Annotated in this window: 18 protein-coding genes; 6 read left to right on the top strand and 12 right to left on the bottom strand. The window is 66.9% G+C overall.

Annotated elements, in window-relative coordinates:
- Positions 1–437 precede the first annotated feature (437 nt).
- The gene (locus F6W97_RS29110) at positions 438–683 is read left to right on the top strand and encodes a hypothetical protein (protein WP_155373746.1); all 246 of its coding nucleotides are present in this window, start codon (positions 438–440) and stop codon (positions 681–683) included.
- Between the two features lie 500 nt (positions 684–1,183).
- Here F6W97_RS29110 and F6W97_RS29105 read toward each other — a convergent pair whose 3' ends face one another.
- Complete coding sequence (locus F6W97_RS29105; RefSeq protein WP_155373745.1) at positions 1,184–1,600, bottom strand: RipA family octameric membrane protein; 417 nt, start codon at positions 1,598–1,600, stop codon at positions 1,184–1,186.
- A 678-nt stretch (positions 1,601–2,278) separates the two neighbouring features.
- Between F6W97_RS29105 and F6W97_RS29100 the strand changes: the two genes are divergently transcribed.
- On the top strand, positions 2,279–3,439 hold the full coding sequence (locus F6W97_RS29100) for a hypothetical protein (RefSeq protein WP_155373744.1): 1,161 nt from the start codon (positions 2,279–2,281) through the stop codon (positions 3,437–3,439).
- Between the two features lie 54 nt (positions 3,440–3,493).
- Here F6W97_RS29100 and F6W97_RS29095 read toward each other — a convergent pair whose 3' ends face one another.
- Both F6W97_RS29095 and F6W97_RS29090 read right to left on the bottom strand, forming a co-directional pair.
- Positions 3,494–4,474 carry a macro domain-containing protein gene (locus F6W97_RS29095; RefSeq protein ID WP_155373743.1) on the bottom strand — a complete coding sequence of 327 codons (981 nt, stop codon included), beginning with the start codon at positions 4,472–4,474 and terminating at the stop codon, positions 3,494–3,496.
- Between the two features lie 129 nt (positions 4,475–4,603).
- The gene (locus tag F6W97_RS29090) at positions 4,604–5,263 is read right to left on the bottom strand and encodes a hypothetical protein (protein WP_155373742.1); all 660 of its coding nucleotides are present in this window, start codon (positions 5,261–5,263) and stop codon (positions 4,604–4,606) included.
- 109 nt (positions 5,264–5,372) lie between these two features.
- Here F6W97_RS29090 and F6W97_RS29085 point away from each other — a divergent pair, with 109 nt between their 5' ends.
- Positions 5,373–6,398, top strand: a complete 1,026-nt coding sequence (locus F6W97_RS29085) for a Shedu anti-phage system protein SduA domain-containing protein (protein ID WP_155373741.1) — start codon at positions 5,373–5,375, stop codon at positions 6,396–6,398.
- Positions 6,399–6,422: 24 nt separating this feature from the next.
- Here F6W97_RS29085 and F6W97_RS29080 read toward each other — a convergent pair whose 3' ends face one another.
- The 3 genes from F6W97_RS29080 to F6W97_RS29070 form a co-directional block, all read right to left on the bottom strand.
- Entirely contained in the window at positions 6,423–7,061 is a 639-nt protein-coding gene (locus tag F6W97_RS29080) for a hypothetical protein (RefSeq protein WP_155373740.1), read from the bottom strand.
- 45 nt (positions 7,062–7,106) lie between these two features.
- Positions 7,107–7,682 carry a hypothetical protein gene (locus tag F6W97_RS29075; protein ID WP_155373739.1) on the bottom strand — a complete coding sequence of 192 codons (576 nt, stop codon included), beginning with the start codon at positions 7,680–7,682 and terminating at the stop codon, positions 7,107–7,109.
- Between the two features lie 68 nt (positions 7,683–7,750).
- On the bottom strand, positions 7,751–8,392 hold the full coding sequence (locus tag F6W97_RS29070; RefSeq protein ID WP_155373738.1) for a hypothetical protein: 642 nt from the start codon (positions 8,390–8,392) through the stop codon (positions 7,751–7,753).
- Positions 8,393–8,481: 89 nt separating this feature from the next.
- Here F6W97_RS29070 and F6W97_RS29065 point away from each other — a divergent pair, with 89 nt between their 5' ends.
- On the top strand, positions 8,482–9,444 hold the full coding sequence (locus F6W97_RS29065; protein ID WP_155373737.1) for a hypothetical protein: 963 nt from the start codon (positions 8,482–8,484) through the stop codon (positions 9,442–9,444).
- Between the two features lie 85 nt (positions 9,445–9,529).
- On the opposite strand, the gene F6W97_RS29060 is transcribed toward F6W97_RS29065, so the two are convergent.
- Entirely contained in the window at positions 9,530–10,294 is a 765-nt protein-coding gene (locus F6W97_RS29060; protein WP_155373736.1) for a DUF2637 domain-containing protein, read from the bottom strand.
- On the bottom strand, positions 10,291–10,515 hold the full coding sequence (locus F6W97_RS29055) for a hypothetical protein (protein WP_155373735.1): 225 nt from the start codon (positions 10,513–10,515) through the stop codon (positions 10,291–10,293). Before F6W97_RS29055 ends, F6W97_RS29060 begins: the two co-directional genes overlap by 4 nt.
- Positions 10,516–10,868: 353 nt before the next feature.
- Between F6W97_RS29055 and F6W97_RS29050 the strand changes: the two genes are divergently transcribed.
- Positions 10,869–12,038 carry a serine hydrolase domain-containing protein gene (locus F6W97_RS29050; protein ID WP_230687065.1) on the top strand — a complete coding sequence of 390 codons (1,170 nt, stop codon included), beginning with the start codon at positions 10,869–10,871 and terminating at the stop codon, positions 12,036–12,038.
- 188 nt (positions 12,039–12,226) lie between these two features.
- Positions 12,227–12,598 (top strand): hypothetical protein, encoded by a 372-nt coding sequence (locus F6W97_RS29045; protein ID WP_155373733.1) that lies wholly within the window; start codon positions 12,227–12,229, stop codon positions 12,596–12,598.
- 27 nt (positions 12,599–12,625) lie between these two features.
- On the opposite strand, the gene F6W97_RS29040 is transcribed toward F6W97_RS29045, so the two are convergent.
- From F6W97_RS29040 to F6W97_RS29025, 4 genes are read right to left on the bottom strand one after another with little or no spacing between them, the layout of a single operon-like run.
- Complete coding sequence (locus tag F6W97_RS29040; protein WP_155373732.1) at positions 12,626–13,018, bottom strand: hypothetical protein; 393 nt, start codon at positions 13,016–13,018, stop codon at positions 12,626–12,628.
- Positions 13,019–13,025: 7 nt separating this feature from the next.
- Complete coding sequence (locus F6W97_RS29035) at positions 13,026–13,736, bottom strand: DUF1775 domain-containing protein (RefSeq protein WP_155373731.1); 711 nt, start codon at positions 13,734–13,736, stop codon at positions 13,026–13,028.
- On the bottom strand, positions 13,733–15,508 hold the full coding sequence (locus tag F6W97_RS29030) for a copper resistance CopC/CopD family protein (RefSeq protein WP_196279377.1): 1,776 nt from the start codon (positions 15,506–15,508) through the stop codon (positions 13,733–13,735). The genes F6W97_RS29035 and F6W97_RS29030 overlap by 4 nt, the downstream gene beginning before the upstream one ends.
- Positions 15,505–16,209 carry a YcnI family copper-binding membrane protein gene (locus F6W97_RS29025; protein WP_155373729.1) on the bottom strand — a complete coding sequence of 235 codons (705 nt, stop codon included), beginning with the start codon at positions 16,207–16,209 and terminating at the stop codon, positions 15,505–15,507. Before F6W97_RS29025 ends, F6W97_RS29030 begins: the two co-directional genes overlap by 4 nt.
- Positions 16,210–16,355 lie beyond the last annotated feature (146 nt).

The raw sequence follows: 16,355 nt of genomic DNA, 5'->3' as shown, positions 1-16,355 counted from the left end.
ACGAATGTCGGATAGGCGGCTGCCATGTGCAGATCGCGGCGTCTATGTTGAGGGCAGGGCAGGTCTTCCCCGGCGGGACCCCGGAGGAGACCTCACTGATGCCCGTATTGCCGCGGGCAGAATGGTCTCATCAAATGAAGAAGCACCGCACCCCGCGTATCGACCGGGCAACTACCAGCAGGCCGAACGCGGGCAGACTCCTGCCAAACCTTCCCCAATTGCTGACCGGGGTGGGGGCGGTGATCACCGCAGTCGCCGCGCTCATCGCGGCACTTAGGTAGAGCTGAGGAGTTGAAGATGTCGCCTCGCCGGGCAACCGGCGGGGCGATCTCTTTCTGTACAGGCAGTACAGCATCTTCACTGCATCCTTGAAGGGTCAAGCCGCGCCTAAACTCGGTTGTGCACGATTAGGTGCTGACAACCGAAAGGCCCACCCGATGCAGACCATGGACCTGAACGCGAACATCCTCATCGCGCACTACGAGCGCACCGTGGCCGAACTGTCGACGGAGAACGTCAGGCTGAAGGCTGGCGTCGAACAGCTTCAGCACGAGGTTGTGTATCTCCGTGCTGAAGCGGAGCAGTCGTCAGCTCACGCGCATCCGCACGACCACGCTGCGGAGGGCGCTGCACCCGGAGCCGGTGACGACGAAGGCACGGCGGGCGCACTCGCAAGCGTGTAGGTCAGGCGCGCAGCTCAACGCAGAGTCCGGGTGGAGTCGTCCACCCGGACTTTTCGCGTCCTACTCTTCGCGTAGGTGGAACGGGTCTTGCCCATCCGTGCGTGGCTCATAGCGCTGAAGCTTGGGGCTCCAGATTCGTGCTAGTCCTCCGACGCCAAACACCCTGCGGCCGGAGGACTCTACTTGATCCAGCCATGCTCGGGATGCTGTCGTAGGCGTCGGGACAACTCCTGACGCGCGCGCCCCCAGGTGCTACCTACTGCGTCCGTGTACATCAGGTCGACGCGGAAGCGGGCCTGCTCGACCTCGCTGTCATCGACCACCGCGCAGGGTCTCGCCGCTGACCTCCCTATTGGGCGCCAGGATGTCCCAGAGGATGTAGCGACCACAGACAGGTATCAAGACACCCGCAGTTTCCGCGGGTGGCTCAACCGTCCAGCCAAACAGTCGAGCCAAGGCCTCCGACGCCAGACCGCTGGCGACGAACCCGCGCAGTCGCACTAGCCCGTACTCAGTAACGTAACCCACACAAGGACAGTTAAGGACGGAAGCATGTATGCGAGAAGTGCCGTGGTGGACAACGGACTCCTTGGACGTTCACCTTGAGTAGCGGCATAATCGCTCAGGTAGTGCCGTGCCCGCCGGTCCACGTGCTGAACATAGCGGCGGTGACGGTGGCCAACATAGAGCCAGACGATCGCAAGCAGTACCCCGAAGGCGGCCACTGCGTGCCCAGAGGGTGATGCGATAGGCGTCTGGACCACCAGCGCCGAGTAAGCGACGATCAACATCGATTGCGCCACGATGAAGAAGTTGCCGCGCTGCATGAACATGTTGTCCTCATGCAAAAGATGACTCCATACCCTTGAAGCTGCCTCGTTCGGGAGCGGCTCAGGGGATCGCCCTTCCGGGTCCATACGACTCTCCTACGGCATAGTTGACGTCGAGTTAACAGCCGCTGGACGGGCTCATCGGCGTCTCTCAATGATGCACTGGCCGCGCAAGCGGGTGCTGCACCGGCTGTGCCTGCCGAGAACGTTCCCGGATCAACTTCGTTGAGAACCAACCACACCTGCGGACGCCGCGGCACGTACGGCGACACAGCTCCCGATGAAGCTACTGATCGCCCGAACCACGTCGGCGACGTTCGGAGAATCCGTGAGGGGCATCGGCTCAGGCTAGGACGTCAGAGCGAGAGCGGAACATCGCGAGAACGCTGGCATGCGGACACGCGTTTGGCAGGTGACGACGCGCATCGTCGGTGAGCGTCCGCCGGTCGGTGATGTCAACCCTGGTTGACGAAAATGTAACCGTAGTAGGAGTGCATGCTTCAACGAAGACCCGGCACAACCAGGGAATTCACGCTCGGAAGTGTGGGGGGGTCAAAGGGCTTGGACCTCACTAAATCGAGAATACTGTAACACTCGCCATCGGCATCAACTTGGACAAGTTCCAGCTCGCTGAGGAGTTCAACCAGCCCTCCCCCGGCGGTTCGGGCGACGCGACGTTTCTTACACGATGTCCCGCTACGAGGGTGCGACAACCATGGACGGCTAGCTGAGGTGCCGAACTGCCCGTGCATCTAGCATCGGCGCGTGGACGGCGACATTCTCGGTTTCATCTTCTGCTTCATCCCGCTACTGGTCGTCGCAGGGTATGTCGTCTACATCGTAGGTGCCTTGCTCTACGGGCTTGCCGTAGTGGTGCTCAGCGCCCTGTCTCCGCGCTACCGGGAGAAGGTTGCTCGTCGACAGCAGCAACGCCGCCCTCAGTACGTAACTTCGCACGGTGCATCCTCCAGGCCCTACCGCAGACGCAAGCGCTCCCGCCCGATCCGCGACAGTTCGCTGAACGTGTTCGAGACCCAGGTGTACGTACGTCTGCTAGAGGCCGGCATGAAGGTCGAACCTCAGTGGGTGTCTCTGGGGTACCGCATCGACTTCGCGGTCAGGCACCCCACCAGGCCCGGCATCTTTGTGTTGGCGATCGAAGCCGACGGAGCTACGTACCACTCGTCGCCCGAGGCGCGCATGAACGATGGCATCCGCCAGGAGCGCCTGGAGGAGGTCGGCTGGCGGTTCCACCGCGTCTTGTCCACCGACTGGTGGCGTGACCGCGATGGTGAGATCGAGAAGGTACGTGCTGCCTATAACGCCGCCGTAGCCGCGGTCGACGCATGTAGCCCACCTCTCCCGGCGATGCGGGCCGCCTCCGCGTCCGAGCCTGTCTCGGAAGCCTCTGAGCCGACTACTCGTACCAAACAGCTCGACAGTGCAACGGGTCAGCAGTACCAGGTTGGCAATCGAGTCCGTCACCACTCACGTGGCGTCGGCTCGGTAGTCGCCGTACAGGGCGTTGGAACGCTCGCGCAGGTGAAGGTGAACTTTGCTAGGCAGGCAGTGTGGCTGCTGCTACGTGACGACCCACTGGAACTGGTCGCCGACAACGTCCGTGCACCAGCACGCCGGCCAGTGTCTGCGGAGGGAGCCCGGTACAACGAGGTCGCCGAGCTTTTCAACGTCCGTCGCCGAGGGTCCGCAGATGCTCCATCGCGACGCCAGTCTCTCGAAGCGGCTGGTACAACCAGCGCACGTGCTGACAGCTCGACTCTGTCCGTCGGAGAGTGGGTAACTCACCCCTCGTTCGGTCGTGGTCAAGTAGTCGCCACACACGGGTACGGCGCGGTTGCCCAAGTACGCGTCGACTTCGGCGGCCATGCAGTCTGGATCAGCTGTAACGCAGTCAAGCGTGGGTAGGGTCGCTGGCGCCCTACCCATTCAACCAAGCTCACTGGGCCTGATCGTTATGCGTTAGCTCGACCGTTCTCCACGGCCTGTCGGCAACGGCGGGTGCGGGTGCCTGATGCCGTTGCCCCAGCCGACTTCCCACCCTCGTGCGTCATCGAAGTAGTCGGCGTACGCGATCGGCGGCTCGTTGTGTCGCTCGACGAGCTGCATGAGTTGGGCGAACCAGGAGGCATATTCGGGACCGTCGTGGGTGGCTTCGATCGGGGGCAGCGCAGCGAGGATGAGATCGGCGACTGCTTCGGGGGCGGTAGTCACAGTGACCTCTCCGCCCGCGAACTCGGTCAGCGTGCCCGTCGTGTAGGAGACCGCGCTCCTCTCATCGCGTACGTGAAGGTAGCCGTGTTCGCTGACCAAGTTGTCTGCAACGGTGACCGCAACGCGCCAGTACATGCCAGACGCGCTCATCCCCGGTAGAACGCGCACGCTGTGATAGCCGCGTCGGTGCAGAACTTGCACGCCCTGAAGGATCCGTATCGGCGTCGAACGCGCCAGCACCCGACGGACCTCCTTGAGGAAGTCCTCATCGGCGACCACGAGCCGTACTTGGTCAACGCGGGTGTTTGAGGAGGCGATCGTCTCGACAGCTGCGGCGACGGCTTCAGGCCGAGGCCAGCCGTATGCGCCAGAGCCAATAAGCGGGAACGCCAGACTGCGCACGCCGAGCTCGTCCGCGACCTCCAGCGCGCGCCGGTAGCAGGATGCGAGTAGCCCACGGTCAGTCTGCCCAACGCTGTGGTTAGGGCTGACCGTGTGGATGACCCACTTCGCAGGCAGATTCCCCGCGGTCGTCCACCCGGCGTCACCGATGGCGAGCCCGTTTGGAAACCGGGTGACGCAGTCGTGCAGGATCGCCGGCCCTCCGACACGGTGGATCGCGGCGTTCACGCCACCGCTACCACCGCGCATGACACTGTTCGCGGTGTTGACGACGGCGTCTACGGCCTGCTTCGTGATATCTCCGACGAGAGCGTTCAGCGCGGGCATGGCATCAGTCTGCTGTGAGCGCCGTTCGCGATCAACGCTTCGTGGTGCGAAGAAGAATCGCCCCGCCCTCGTGGAAGAAGGCGGGGCACTCCCATGGCTCGCACCGTTGTCAGCGTACGACTTAGTCACTCAGGTGTCGAGGGCGAGGTCTTCTTCGTCAGCTACGCCCGGCTTGGGTAGCCGCGGTACTCCTCCGAAGTTCTCCAGCATGTCGATCTGGTAGTCCTCGAATACGTCCAGTTCCGTCAGCACCCCACCGTGGATGAGGTCGAACGTGTCGCGGAACAGCGCGGCAAGACGTGGCACGTCCACGGTCGTCGCCGACGTTCGCAGGTTGCCCTCGTAGCGGAACGCCTCACCGTATGGGTCAAGGTTGTGCAGTCGCGCCAGAATCTTGGTCGTTTGCTCCGGCAGATCGCCGAGCTGTAGCCACTTCAGGAGTTCGACGAGACGCTTGCCCAGCGGTTCGACGCGGTGCTTGTAGGTCTTCTTGAACGCCGCTTCGATCGCTTCCGGCTGAAGCTCTGGGTCATCCTGGCCGGCGAACCTCAGCCGCTCCGAGGCCGTGCGGATTGCCACCTTCAGTGCCAGTTCGATGGCATGGCGGTAGTTGTAGACCATCGGCAGCAGGAGCTTGTCGTTCGGGCGATAGGTCGCCCGCCATGCCTCGAAGACTGCATCGCCTGCCTGAGCGAAGCCGTCCGCGAGACCGCTCTCGCCGTTGTAGTAGCCGATCCAGGCAGTGTCGCTGTACACCGTCGGCTTGTTCTGCGTGAAGAGGTCACCCACTGTCCGAGCATCGTCCCAGTAGGCGCTTGATCGCATCCACGTTTCAGTTGGGTGGCTGGCCGTGCGTCGTAGGTACCGCGGTGTCGTGGGCGGCTGCCATCATCTGAGCGTGGTGGAGCTGTTCGATCCTGACGAAGCTGAAGGCGACTACGCCGATTATCTCCAGGGACTGTGGGAGTACTACACGCGTGACGTTGGAGACGTCGATGAGATCCTTCGCGAGCTACGCATACGCCTGACACAGGTAGACAACACCCCGCTCCAGGATGTGGGCGGACCGCAAATCGCTGCCATCCTGGCCATCGCGCACGGAGCAGAGGGGCTGAACCTACTCGCCTACGCAGCACGGACTGCCTGGAACACGATGCTCTGCCGGGTTGCCGTTGACGCGCTGTGGTCCGCAGCGTGCGGCAAGCCAGCCGCGTTCGACGCGCCAGGAAGGATCGACCAGGAGACCCTGAGCGACGAGCTACGCAGCCTTGCCTCTGACCTACTAGACGACCTGATTGTTGAGAGCCCTCAGTACCCGGACCTTTTCTGGGCCTGCCTGTCTTTGGCTCACGATGTCGGGGACAAAGACGGCTTCGCAGCGAGGTTTATGCGCGCCAGTGCCGATGCCACCATCCGCCTTACCCGAACCGTTCTCAACCAGTTCGCCGAACTGATCGATGGAGAAAGGCCCGAGGCCGAGTACCAAGAGTTCCTACAAACCAACCCAGTCATCCTGGATCCGCTCGCGGCCGAGGTGTTCCCCACTGCGCCGCTCGGACTGGAGTTCCGAACGGACTTCGTGATACGCCGTCACGACGGGCGATACGTCGTCGTCGAGATCGAACGTCCGCAAGACGCGCTGCTGACAGTCGGGCATGACTTCGCAGGGCGCATGACCCACGCAGTGGGCCAAGTCATGGACTTCCAGCAGTGGGTCGCTGACAACGTGGCGTACGCGCAGACGCGCTTTCCCGGCATCGCGGAGCCGGCGGGGTTACTGGTCATGGGGATGCGTACAGCGCTCGACGCGCGTGGAGCGCGCAAGATCGCCCGGTGGCAGACGAACAGCCGTCATATTGAGCTTGTCACCTACGACGAGCTGCTGGCACGCGGCAGGGCGCTCTTGAAGAGTCTGCGTCGGTGACGGAGCGGACGTATCAGTCGGCCATCAGGCGTTTTGATCAGCCAGACGTAGCCTGCGAACCCGTCGCCACATGCGGCGGTGTACCGCGGGCCGTTTCGGCGGCTTGTTCAGCTTGGCCAGTCCTTCGACCCACCTCGACATTTTCTCGATGGCTATCGACAGGTGCAGCTCCGTCTCGTCGACGGTCTCCGTGCTTGGCCAACCTTTAGCCCGGTCTCCTCGAACATAGAAGTCGTTCCACGCCCCTACCAGCGCGCTGCGCAGCTCGTTGAGCTCGGACCACCCATCAGCGTCGCTGTTCAGATGCTCAAGTCGATTTGCCAAGATCTCGACGAGCCCCATCTGGCTGTCGTAGTCCTTCGTAAGCCGACGATGTTCTTCAAACTTCGCCTTCACGGAAGCTTGGTTCCGTTTGTGGTCGGGATGTGGTGACGACCGAATCTCGGTATCAAGCTCAACAGCGGTATACGTTGCGTTCGAGAGTTCGAACAGGGCTGGCAACATGTGCTTCGCCAGCAAGTCGGCCAGTTCCCGAACGTCCTTCTCCCAGCGCTCCCGCTGGCGTGTCTTCGCCTGCGTGTCCGGGATGAGCCACCGCTGAACGGCTGCGGTGGCTATGAGTGCAAGCGCAGCGCCGAGGACGATTGACCATGGATCCTTCACGGCAGCAGGCTAGAACGACAGCGCCAGGGGGCACCAGGTGGGCGGTCAGATCAGGCTGATGCCGAGCCAGCCGCCGAGCCCGAAGAGCACAAGTGTGCCGATGACCTGAGCAACAATGGCAACGATGAACCCGGCTCGTCCCGCACCGGGGCTGGTCTGTCCAGCAATGGCTCGCACGTCAGCCGGGAAGCCGATGAACCTCGCGACTCTCCCAGCAAGGGTTCGCTCCTGCCGCTCCAACAGTTCGGCCTCGCCCTCAATGCGGCCAGCGATCTGTAGCAGAGTCCCCAGGAGAAGCGCTGGCTCCAGCGCTTCCGGATAGTCGAGGGTGTGACGCCACCGCTGGATGACGGGAACGTCGTCCGGACCGATGTCGTGGGGCAAAGTGAGTTCGAGTACGGTTTCGTATTCACCGGCCGCCGCCATGGCGCGTCCTGCGAGGCGTGATGTCTGGTTGTCGAGCTTCGCAACGACCTGCTCTTGACCCAGCATCGGTTGCATCTCGTGGACCACAGATCGCCACTTCTCGACCCGCTCCATATGGCTCAGCATCTCGACCAGTGAGTCGTGGAACGCCACGACGGTCGATGCACGTGCACGAAGGTGCTTGCTCGTTGTCACCGATCTCCTCAGATGCCTCCCAGCCGATGCCCCACGTTATTTGTGGCACGCAAGGTTGTCATCCAGGATCACGAGCTTGACCGACTAGCTGAACCCAGCCTGCGGACTCGCTGCTGAACACGGCGGTGCGCCGCAGGCCGCTTCGGCGGTTCGTTCACCTTTGCCAACACCTCGACCCAGGCGGCCAGTTCTTCGATGGCCTCTTCGTGGTTCTTCGCCACGTCGTCGACCGTGTCCGTGGTTGGCATCTTCAAGGGCTTGTCTGTCATGTAGAGGCGCGCCCAGGACATCACGAACCGCCCGTGAATCTTGCGCAGCTGTTTCCATGCTTCAGCGTCGGGGTTGAGGTACTGAAGACGTAGGACGAGGGTTCGGACTAGCGCGGTGTTCTGAACCGCCTGCGTCTCGATGGCCTCCTGCTTATCCGCCGCTACGTCGACTCTGGTCTGCATGTGCGCCTTGCCTGCGTCGGAGTCCCCGGCCTTGAGCGCTATGCGCATGATGGCGTGGTGCCGCATAGCCACGTGCAGGTCCCGGACCGCGATCAGAACGGGCTTGGCCAGTAGGTCTGCAAGTTCCCGGACATCTTTCTCCCAGCGCTCGCGTTGCCTGATTCTGCGCTGCGTCCTCGGTACGAGCCACGCCTGCACGAGCACGGTGCCGACGAGGGCGAGCGATGCGCCCAGGACTACTCCCCACGGATCGTTCACGACGGCAGAGTATGGCTTCAACGCCATGTCCGATCTGCACGAGATAATCCAATTGCGAAACCTAGGTGTCTTTCATATCCTTGCTCCTCATGACCAGCTGTATCGGACTCACTGCAGACCAGCACAAGCGGCTGCAGGAGATCGGCGAACTTCTGTTGACGGCCCGCGACCTCCACCTCTCGACTTTCAGCATTGAGCCCCGGCCCGGGTCGCAGGCCGCGAAGGACTTCAGCAAGGCTCTGTCGCGCAAGGTGCAGCGATCCGGCGAGACTGTCGCTCCTTGGTCTCAGGGCTCGCTGAAAGGTCCGCGAGAACTGGCGGTCAATCTGATGCACCAGGCGGCGATCCACCTCGACGCGCTCGGACTGCTCTTCGTGGCGGACCGGTTCGAGGACGTTCCCGGCACCGTTGCCAGGTCCGCGTTCGAGTACATCAGCCGAGCCGTCTGGATACTCGACCCAGCCGTGGACCATCGGGTCCGCTGCGCACGCCAGCAACTCACCGACCTCGCCAGCTTCGATCAGTGGCGGAAAGCTCGCAAGATGTCAATCCCGGCTGCTGACCGCGCAGCCGACAGTAAGCAGCTTTCCAAGATCAGAAAATCCGGGATCGCAAAGCTGACCGAGATGTTCGCCACCGGCGTCGATGACAAGGACAAGCTGGTGCTGCCGCTGGACGAAAAGTCAGATCTCCCGATCCTCGCGGACCAGACCTACCTGATGTTCACTGACCTGGCTGGCCACTTCGGGAAGACCGCTGGATGGGCGATCGACGGTCGCGAGGTCTATGACGCGCTCTCCCTCGGCGCCCACCCGCAGGGTCACCCCGGCTTTACCGGAACACTGGTGGACCAAGGCGACGGAACCTCTCGCAGGCAGATCAACTACAGCCACCTCGAACGCCTGGCCGAGATTGCCGCGTCTGCCTACTACGACGGGGTCAGCTGCGTTCTCAGCTACCACGGCAACGTCGACAACCCGGCGTTGAAGAGCTGGGGCGAGAGTCTAGATGTGCTGTTCCCAAGAACGGCCGGGGCGAAGCCGGCCCTCTGAACTCCTTACTGAGGACCAACGCGAAGCCGCAACAGCTGTATAAGAAGGGCCGGGCTGACCGCCCGGCCCTTCGTCGTCGCCATAGTCACGCCGCGGCGAACTTCTCCACCACCTGCCTGATGCGCCGAGTGCTCACGTCCAGGTGCGCCGCCTGCTGCTCCCTGGTGATGCCGGGCTCGGCGGCCTTCAGCTCCTCGACGGCGCGCAGCAGGTCGGTGGACTTCCACCTAGTCTTCTCGCCCGCAACTCCGCGACGACCTTTCTTCACCCGTTGAAGTTCTCCACCGTCGAGATCTCCACCATCACCTTCGGCCGGAGCGCCAGCAGCCGTATCTTCAGGCGTTGAAAAGGCCGGCTGGGGCTTGGGCCGAGCTGGCTTCCGCGCCGGGGTGGGCTTGGCGGCTTCCTCGGCGGCCACGGCCACCGATGCCCCGATGGACTCGACGAGAGACATCAGCAGGTGCACGCAGAGCGCCAACAGCAGGGGCGGCACGGCGGAGACCGCCATGGCGATCTCGTCCCCTCCGGCGTTCCATGCGTGCAGCCCGTTGCAGATGACGGAGATGACCGCGCCGACGCCGACGACGATCCACGGGTACCAGGTGGGCTTGTCCATCTTCTTCATGACGATCGCCACGATGGTCGCGATGGCCATGGCCCCGTCCACGGTGACCGGGAACAGCCACGCGAGGTCGGCTCGCATGTGCGCACTCACTGCAACGGCCTTCAGCGCGTCGTAGGACAGCGCGAAGCCGGCTCCCACCACCGCGATGAAGCCCATCACCACGACGACGCCAGCGAGCACCGCAAGGGTGCCGTTGAGAACACGCAGCCACCGCAGCCGGTTCATGCCGCGCCCCTCGCCACGCGGCGCAGCCGGTGCAGCAGGCTCAGCAGCGCGCGTACGGTCCACAGGTCCAGGACGCGGACGATCCAGCGGATGACTAGCGTGTCGTGCTCGGTCAGCTCGACGCCGCGCAGAGCGTGACGTAGTTCGTCTTCAAGTTCCTGGGCGGTCCGGTGCCCACGGAACAGTTCGGTGCCGGACTCCCCCGGCGGTTCGGTGCTCATGGTCTCCCCTTCTGTCGGAGACCCCCAGAACTTCTCTCACACTGCGTGTCACAGTCTTCCCGGAACCTGCCGGGACGAGACGGGATCTGAGCCCTGCGATATAGCTGCTGACCTGGTCTTCAGTGATGAACGGGTTCGCCTAGGTACGAGGCACTGCATTCTATGAAACTAGTTGCATATCAACACCCGGTTCCCGGAGCAGGGAAACCGCTATGCCCCGGCCCGAGCGGCGCGTCTACGCCGCCAGGACGACGGCGGCGTCCTCCGCGCGGCCGACGGCCGCCTCCCTCGCCCGATTGACGGCAACAGCGTGCGGACGGGGCACCATGGCAGCTGTCCAAAGGGGAGGAATGATGAAGAGAACGCCCATCCGTGCCGCCCTCGGCACCGCTGTCGCCCTGGTCCTGCTGACCGGCGCCGCACCCGCCGCCGCCACCGGCACGACCCTGCGCCCGCAGTTGGAGGCGATCACCGCCGCCGGCATGCCCGGAGTGTTCGCCGAGGCCGTCGACGGCCGCCACCGGCAGTCCGCGGCCGCCGGGCTCGCCGACGTCACCACCGGCGCGTCCGTCCGGCCCGGCATGCGCCACCGTGTCGGCAGCATCACCAAGACCTTCACCGCGACCGTCCTGCTCCAGCTCGCCGGGGAGGGCCGGTTGCGGCTGGACGCGCCGATCGGCCACTACCTGCCGGCGTACGCCCGCCCCGGGGTCACCGTCCGGATGCTGCTCAACCACACCAGCGGCATCGCCGACTACGACCACGTCATCTTCGCCACCGACGCCTCGCTGGAGGAGAACCGTCGCCGCACCTTCACGCCCGCCGAACTGGCCGCCATCGGGCTGGGCCAGCCGCCGACGACCGAGCCATGGTCCTACTCCAACACCAACTACGTGCTCGCCGGGATGATCCTGGAGAAGATCACCGGACACCCGGTGGCCCACGAGATCACCAAGCGGATCATCCGGCCGCTGGGCCTGCGCCACACGTACCTGCCCGGCACCGGCACGCGCATCCACGGCCCGCACGCCGCCGCCTACATCCCGTGGTACGACGGCGCGCTCGTCGACTTCGCCGACTACAACATGTCCTGGGCGTGGGCCGCCGGAGAGCTCGTCTCCACCACCGGCGACCTCAACACGTTCTACCGGGCGCTGCTGACCGGCAGGCTGCTGCGGCCCGCCCAGCTCGCCCAGATGCAGACCACCGTGCCCTGGGTGCCCGGCGCGCCGGAGTACGGCGGCTACGGCCTCGGCCTGTACTCGAACGCGCTGCCGTGCGGGCTGGTGTGGGGGCACGACGGCCTGGTGCTCGGCCACGCCACCATCTCCTGGCACAGCCCCGACGGCCGCCGCCAGGTCACCGTCGCGCAGAACATGACCCACTACGTCGCGCCCGGACAGCCCGACCCGATCGCCGACGCCACCTTCGCCATGCTCACCGCGCAGCTGTGCGGCGAGCAGGCGCCCGCGACCCGCTCCGCCGTGCGCCCGCACCTGGCCGAGGCGGCATTCCGCCGCTGAACCCTGCCGCCGGGCGGTCACCCCGACCGCCCGGCGGCACGGCAGGCGTCGCCGGGCCCGCCATATAGCAGACGATCTCCGACCTGGCTCTATTCACTCATGTCGTTGCCCTACCGGCGGCGTCCACTGCGGGCCTACCGTGGAGTAACAGAACGTGATCCGACCTGACCATCGTGCTGGAGGTCGCCATGCGTCGACTGCTCACCACCGCCGCCCTGTCCGCCGGGCTGCTGCTCGTCGCCTCCCCCGCCTACGCGTTCGCCCACAACCGGGTCGCCAACCCGTGGGCGCACACCATCCTCGACGTGCTCACGCTCGCCGTCGTGCTGTCGCCCATCGTGACGGCGTTCACCTGGGGGCCGCAGCGTCGCGGCCGGATGGCGGCCCTGATCGGGCTCGTGCAGCTGCCGGTCGCGGTCATCGCATTCGTCCCGATCATCGATCCGGCCCTGCATGCCGTCCTGTTCACCGCCGCACTCACGCTGACCGGCACGTCGCTGTGGCTGGTCCGCCGCCACGCGCCCGCCCCGGCCCTCGCGCCGCAGCCGAGCGCCGAATAGGCCCGGCGTCCACCACGGCTGCCCGGCTCAGCGCCGGGCAGCCGCCAGGACCGGGCCCGGCGACCAGCCGCCGTCGGCCGCCCGCACCCGCAGGCCGGTGACCAGGTCGCCGTCGCGCACGAAGTCCACCCGCGGGCAGCCCCGCACCGTGGAGCCCCAACCACTGCCGGCTTCGACCACGACGTGGAAGCGGCAGTGTTCCTCGTCGACGAAGCCCCACGCCATCAGCAGGTCCCGGCCCGCCAGGGTGTAGTGACCGACGCTGGCCAGCCGCCCGCCGGGCAGCGTGCGCCGGTAGAAGCGGGCAGCCAGGCCCGGCACCTCGACGCCGTCCAGCGCGGCCTCGTCGTCGGTGCGGTGCAGGCGGTATTCGCAGAGGTCAGGAACGGGCTCCTGCATCGTGCGCGGTGCGATGGTCATGACCTGCTCAACGACGCGACCGCCCCGGCGCTGCCATGGAACCGCACTCCACTCCGACACGAGTTCGGGACCCGCCTGCCGGCCGACCGCCCACCCGAGGCCGCCGTGCCGCCAGCCCGCCGCCGACCCCCGCCAGCAGCACGAACACCGCGACTCCGGCCAGCGCCTGGGGCAGGCCCGCGCCGGCGTCACGCGGTGCGGCGGCCTTGGGTGGCACGGCGGCGGGGGGCACGGCGGCGGCCTGCTCGGCGAGCATCGCCGCGGTGGCGACGACGCGGGGTGCGGGATGTTCGGCGTCGGCGGTCCGGTCGATCCAGGCCGAGGTGGCCCCGCCGGTGCAGTGCTGGATCGCCGGGAAGATCAGCGTCTGGCCCACCGCGGCCTTGATCCTCGTGACGACGTGGAACCGCGCAGCGGTGCCCGTGGCGATCGCCGGGCCGGTGAACCGGACCCGGTCGCCGTTGATCGTGCCGGTCCAGCCGGAGGCCGTGCCTGCGAAACGAGCCGCGGTGACACCCTCCGGCAGCGCCACGACCAGCTCCGTGGTGGGGGCCTGCTCGCAGCCGTGCTCGAACCCGAACGTCAGCGTGGTGGTGCCGTCGCCGTTGGCCTGCGCCTGGACCAGTTCGACGTGCGCTGCCGCGGGCGCGGCGGCGACCAGCACGGCCAGTACACCGGCGAGGACCGCAACCGTGCTGCGGGCCAGACGTGTCGTCATCGGATCTCCACCGTGAGACGGGCGGACGGGTTGTCGTACTTGCCGGTGCGGGCGCTGACCGTCAGCTGCCACGCCCCGGCCAGCGGCAGGTCGACGACGGCCTCGTAGCGGCCCGGCCCGGTCCGTGACAGCGGCCTGTCCAGGGGGCCGATGTCGGCGGCCGGCAGGGTGAGGGTCAGTTCCGGCTCCTCGATCGGCTGCAGTGGGCTGCCGTCGGCGGCCAGCAGCGTCAGTTCGAGGGAGTTCACGCCGATGCCGCCCGGGGTCAGCCGGGCGACGGCCCTGCCCGTGCCGAGCGCGGCCTCCACGACACGCGGACCGGCCGGGGCGGCCTGGGCCGCGGCGGGCGCGGGCACGGGGCTCTGGGTGACCAGGACTCCGGTGACGGCGACGGCGGCGCTCAGCAGCAGCGCCTCGGCGCGCACGGTGGCCGACAGGCGACGTCGCGCCCGGCCGTCGGTGTCGACGCCGAGCCGGGGGACGAGGCGCCACCGGTTGTAGGCGGCCACTGCCACCACCACTGCCGCGATCCCGATCTTGACAAGCAGGGAGCGGCCGTACGCGGTGCCGGTCAGCGCCGCCCACGACCCGAGGATGCGCCAGGCCAGCACGGTTCCGGCTGCGGCGAGCACCGCGAGCAGCAGCGCGGCCAGCCGGGAGAACGCGGCCACCGTGCGGCCCGCGGCCGCCGCCGGTATCGCCGCGGCGCGGGCCAGGGTCAGCACCAGGCCGGTCAGACCGCCCAGCCACACGGCTGCGGTGGCCACGTGCAGCAGGTCGGCGGCCAGCACCAGCCAGGCGGGGCCGAACGTGCGGGTGTGCCCGACCAGCGCCAGCGAGCCCAGGGCCAGCGCCGCCCCGGCCGCGGTCAGGGCCGACCGCCCCGCCCGCTCCAGGCGGTATGTCTCGCGCCTTCCACAACTTCTGGGTTGTGGACACAACCCAGAAGTCGTGGCCGCGACGACTCGCCGCGGCGGCTCGGTGCCGGGTGCCGCCGCAGGGGAGGTGACCTGGCCGGCCGCGGCCAGGGCGACGGCGAGCCCGATGACGATCAGCAGGGAGCTGAGCGCGGTGTCCGAGGACAGGCCCGCCGACCAGGTGGCGGCTCTGAGCAGCGCGCCGGGCGGGGCCACGTCCTGCCACGCGGTGGTGACCGGGATGGACAGCACCGCGGCGACCGCCACGACCCCGGCCGCCCCGGCTGCGGTCCGCCACAGCCTGCGGCGCAGCGTGACGGACGCGCCGGTCAGCAGGAACACGTCGAAGACCAGCAGGCCGGTGGCGAGGAGCACGCCGAGGTAGAGCAGGCCCTGGCTGACACGCCGCAGCAGCTGCACGGCGGCGTCGGGTTCCGGGGCGGTGACGGTCACGCCGGTGGTGCTGGGCGCGCCGACGGAGAAGCTGAATCCGCCGGAGATCGGGTGGTCGTCGGCGGAGATGACGCGGTAGCTGACGAGGTAGGTCCCGTCCGCGGCGGCGGGCGGAACGGTGAGCACGACGGTGGTGTCGACGCTGCGGGCTTCGGCCGACACCTGCGTCCCCTGGGCGTCCAGCAGTCGCACCGCGCCGGGCCGTACCGCCACCGGCTCGTTGAACGTCAACGTGACCTGCGCCGGGGCCTTCGGCAGCACGGCGCCGTCGACCGGGTCGGTGCCCAGCAGCGTCGCGTGCGCGTACGCCGGGGATGCCGCGGCCAGCACGCCGAGCAGCCCGGCGAGCAGGGCCAGCACGGCCGACCCCGCTCGCCGGGTCACGGTGACGGTGCTGCTCACGCGGTCTTGCGGGAGCGGACCAGGGCCAGACCACCGGCGATCAGGCCCAGCGCGCCGAGCACGAGCGCGAGCCAGCTGCGGGTGTCGCTGCCCGAGTCGGCATCGGAGGCCTGCGACCCGCCGGCGGCGGGCGAGGTCGACGGGGCGGGGGCGGCGTGGCCGCCGCCGGTCGCGGCGGTGAGCTTGAACGCCGGTGCGGGGTGGGCCAGCTCGTCGGGGTTCTGCCCGGAGGCGGCGACCTCGACCCACGGGGTCTCGCCCTTCTCGCAGGTCTGCACCGTCGGGAAGACGAGGGTCTCCCCCGCCGCGTCGGGCAGCTTCAGCGACAGCTCGAACGCGTCGCGCATGCCGTCGGGCAGCGGCGTCTTGGCGGTGTAGACGACTTCGGACACCCGCTTGGTGACCTCGTTGCCGTGGCTGTCCTTGACCGGCGGGTTCAGGTCCGCCATGACCTTGTCCACGGTCCAGTTCGCGTTGACCGTGGGCGTGACCGCGATGATCTTCTCCGGCATCTTGATCGACACCTTGGTGGTGCCGGAGCCGTCGCAGCCGTGCGGCACCGAGACCGTCAGGATCGTGTAGGCGTTCGCCGCGGTGGTCGACGGGGTGATGGTCACGTGCGCAGCGGCGGGCGCGGCCACCAGGGCGACGGTCGCGGCGGCGGCCAGGCCGACCACGGCGGTACGCAGAGCGGTCTTCATAGGGCGAACCTTCCGGAGGATGAGGTCACGCCGCGACATCGGTCACGGCGGTCACCAGTCGACGACCCGGCGGGTCCGGTTCCCGCCGTGGCTCAACTCTCACCAATCGAGATCGCCGATGGCCCGACGACATCGGGCAGGCCGTC

It is taken from the genome of Catellatospora vulcania (assembly GCF_009720385.1).
Lineage (GTDB): Bacteria > Actinomycetota > Actinomycetes > Mycobacteriales > Micromonosporaceae > Catellatospora > Catellatospora vulcania.
Note: the sequence above shows the minus strand (reverse complement) of the source record. Positions and strands in the feature narration are given on the sequence as shown.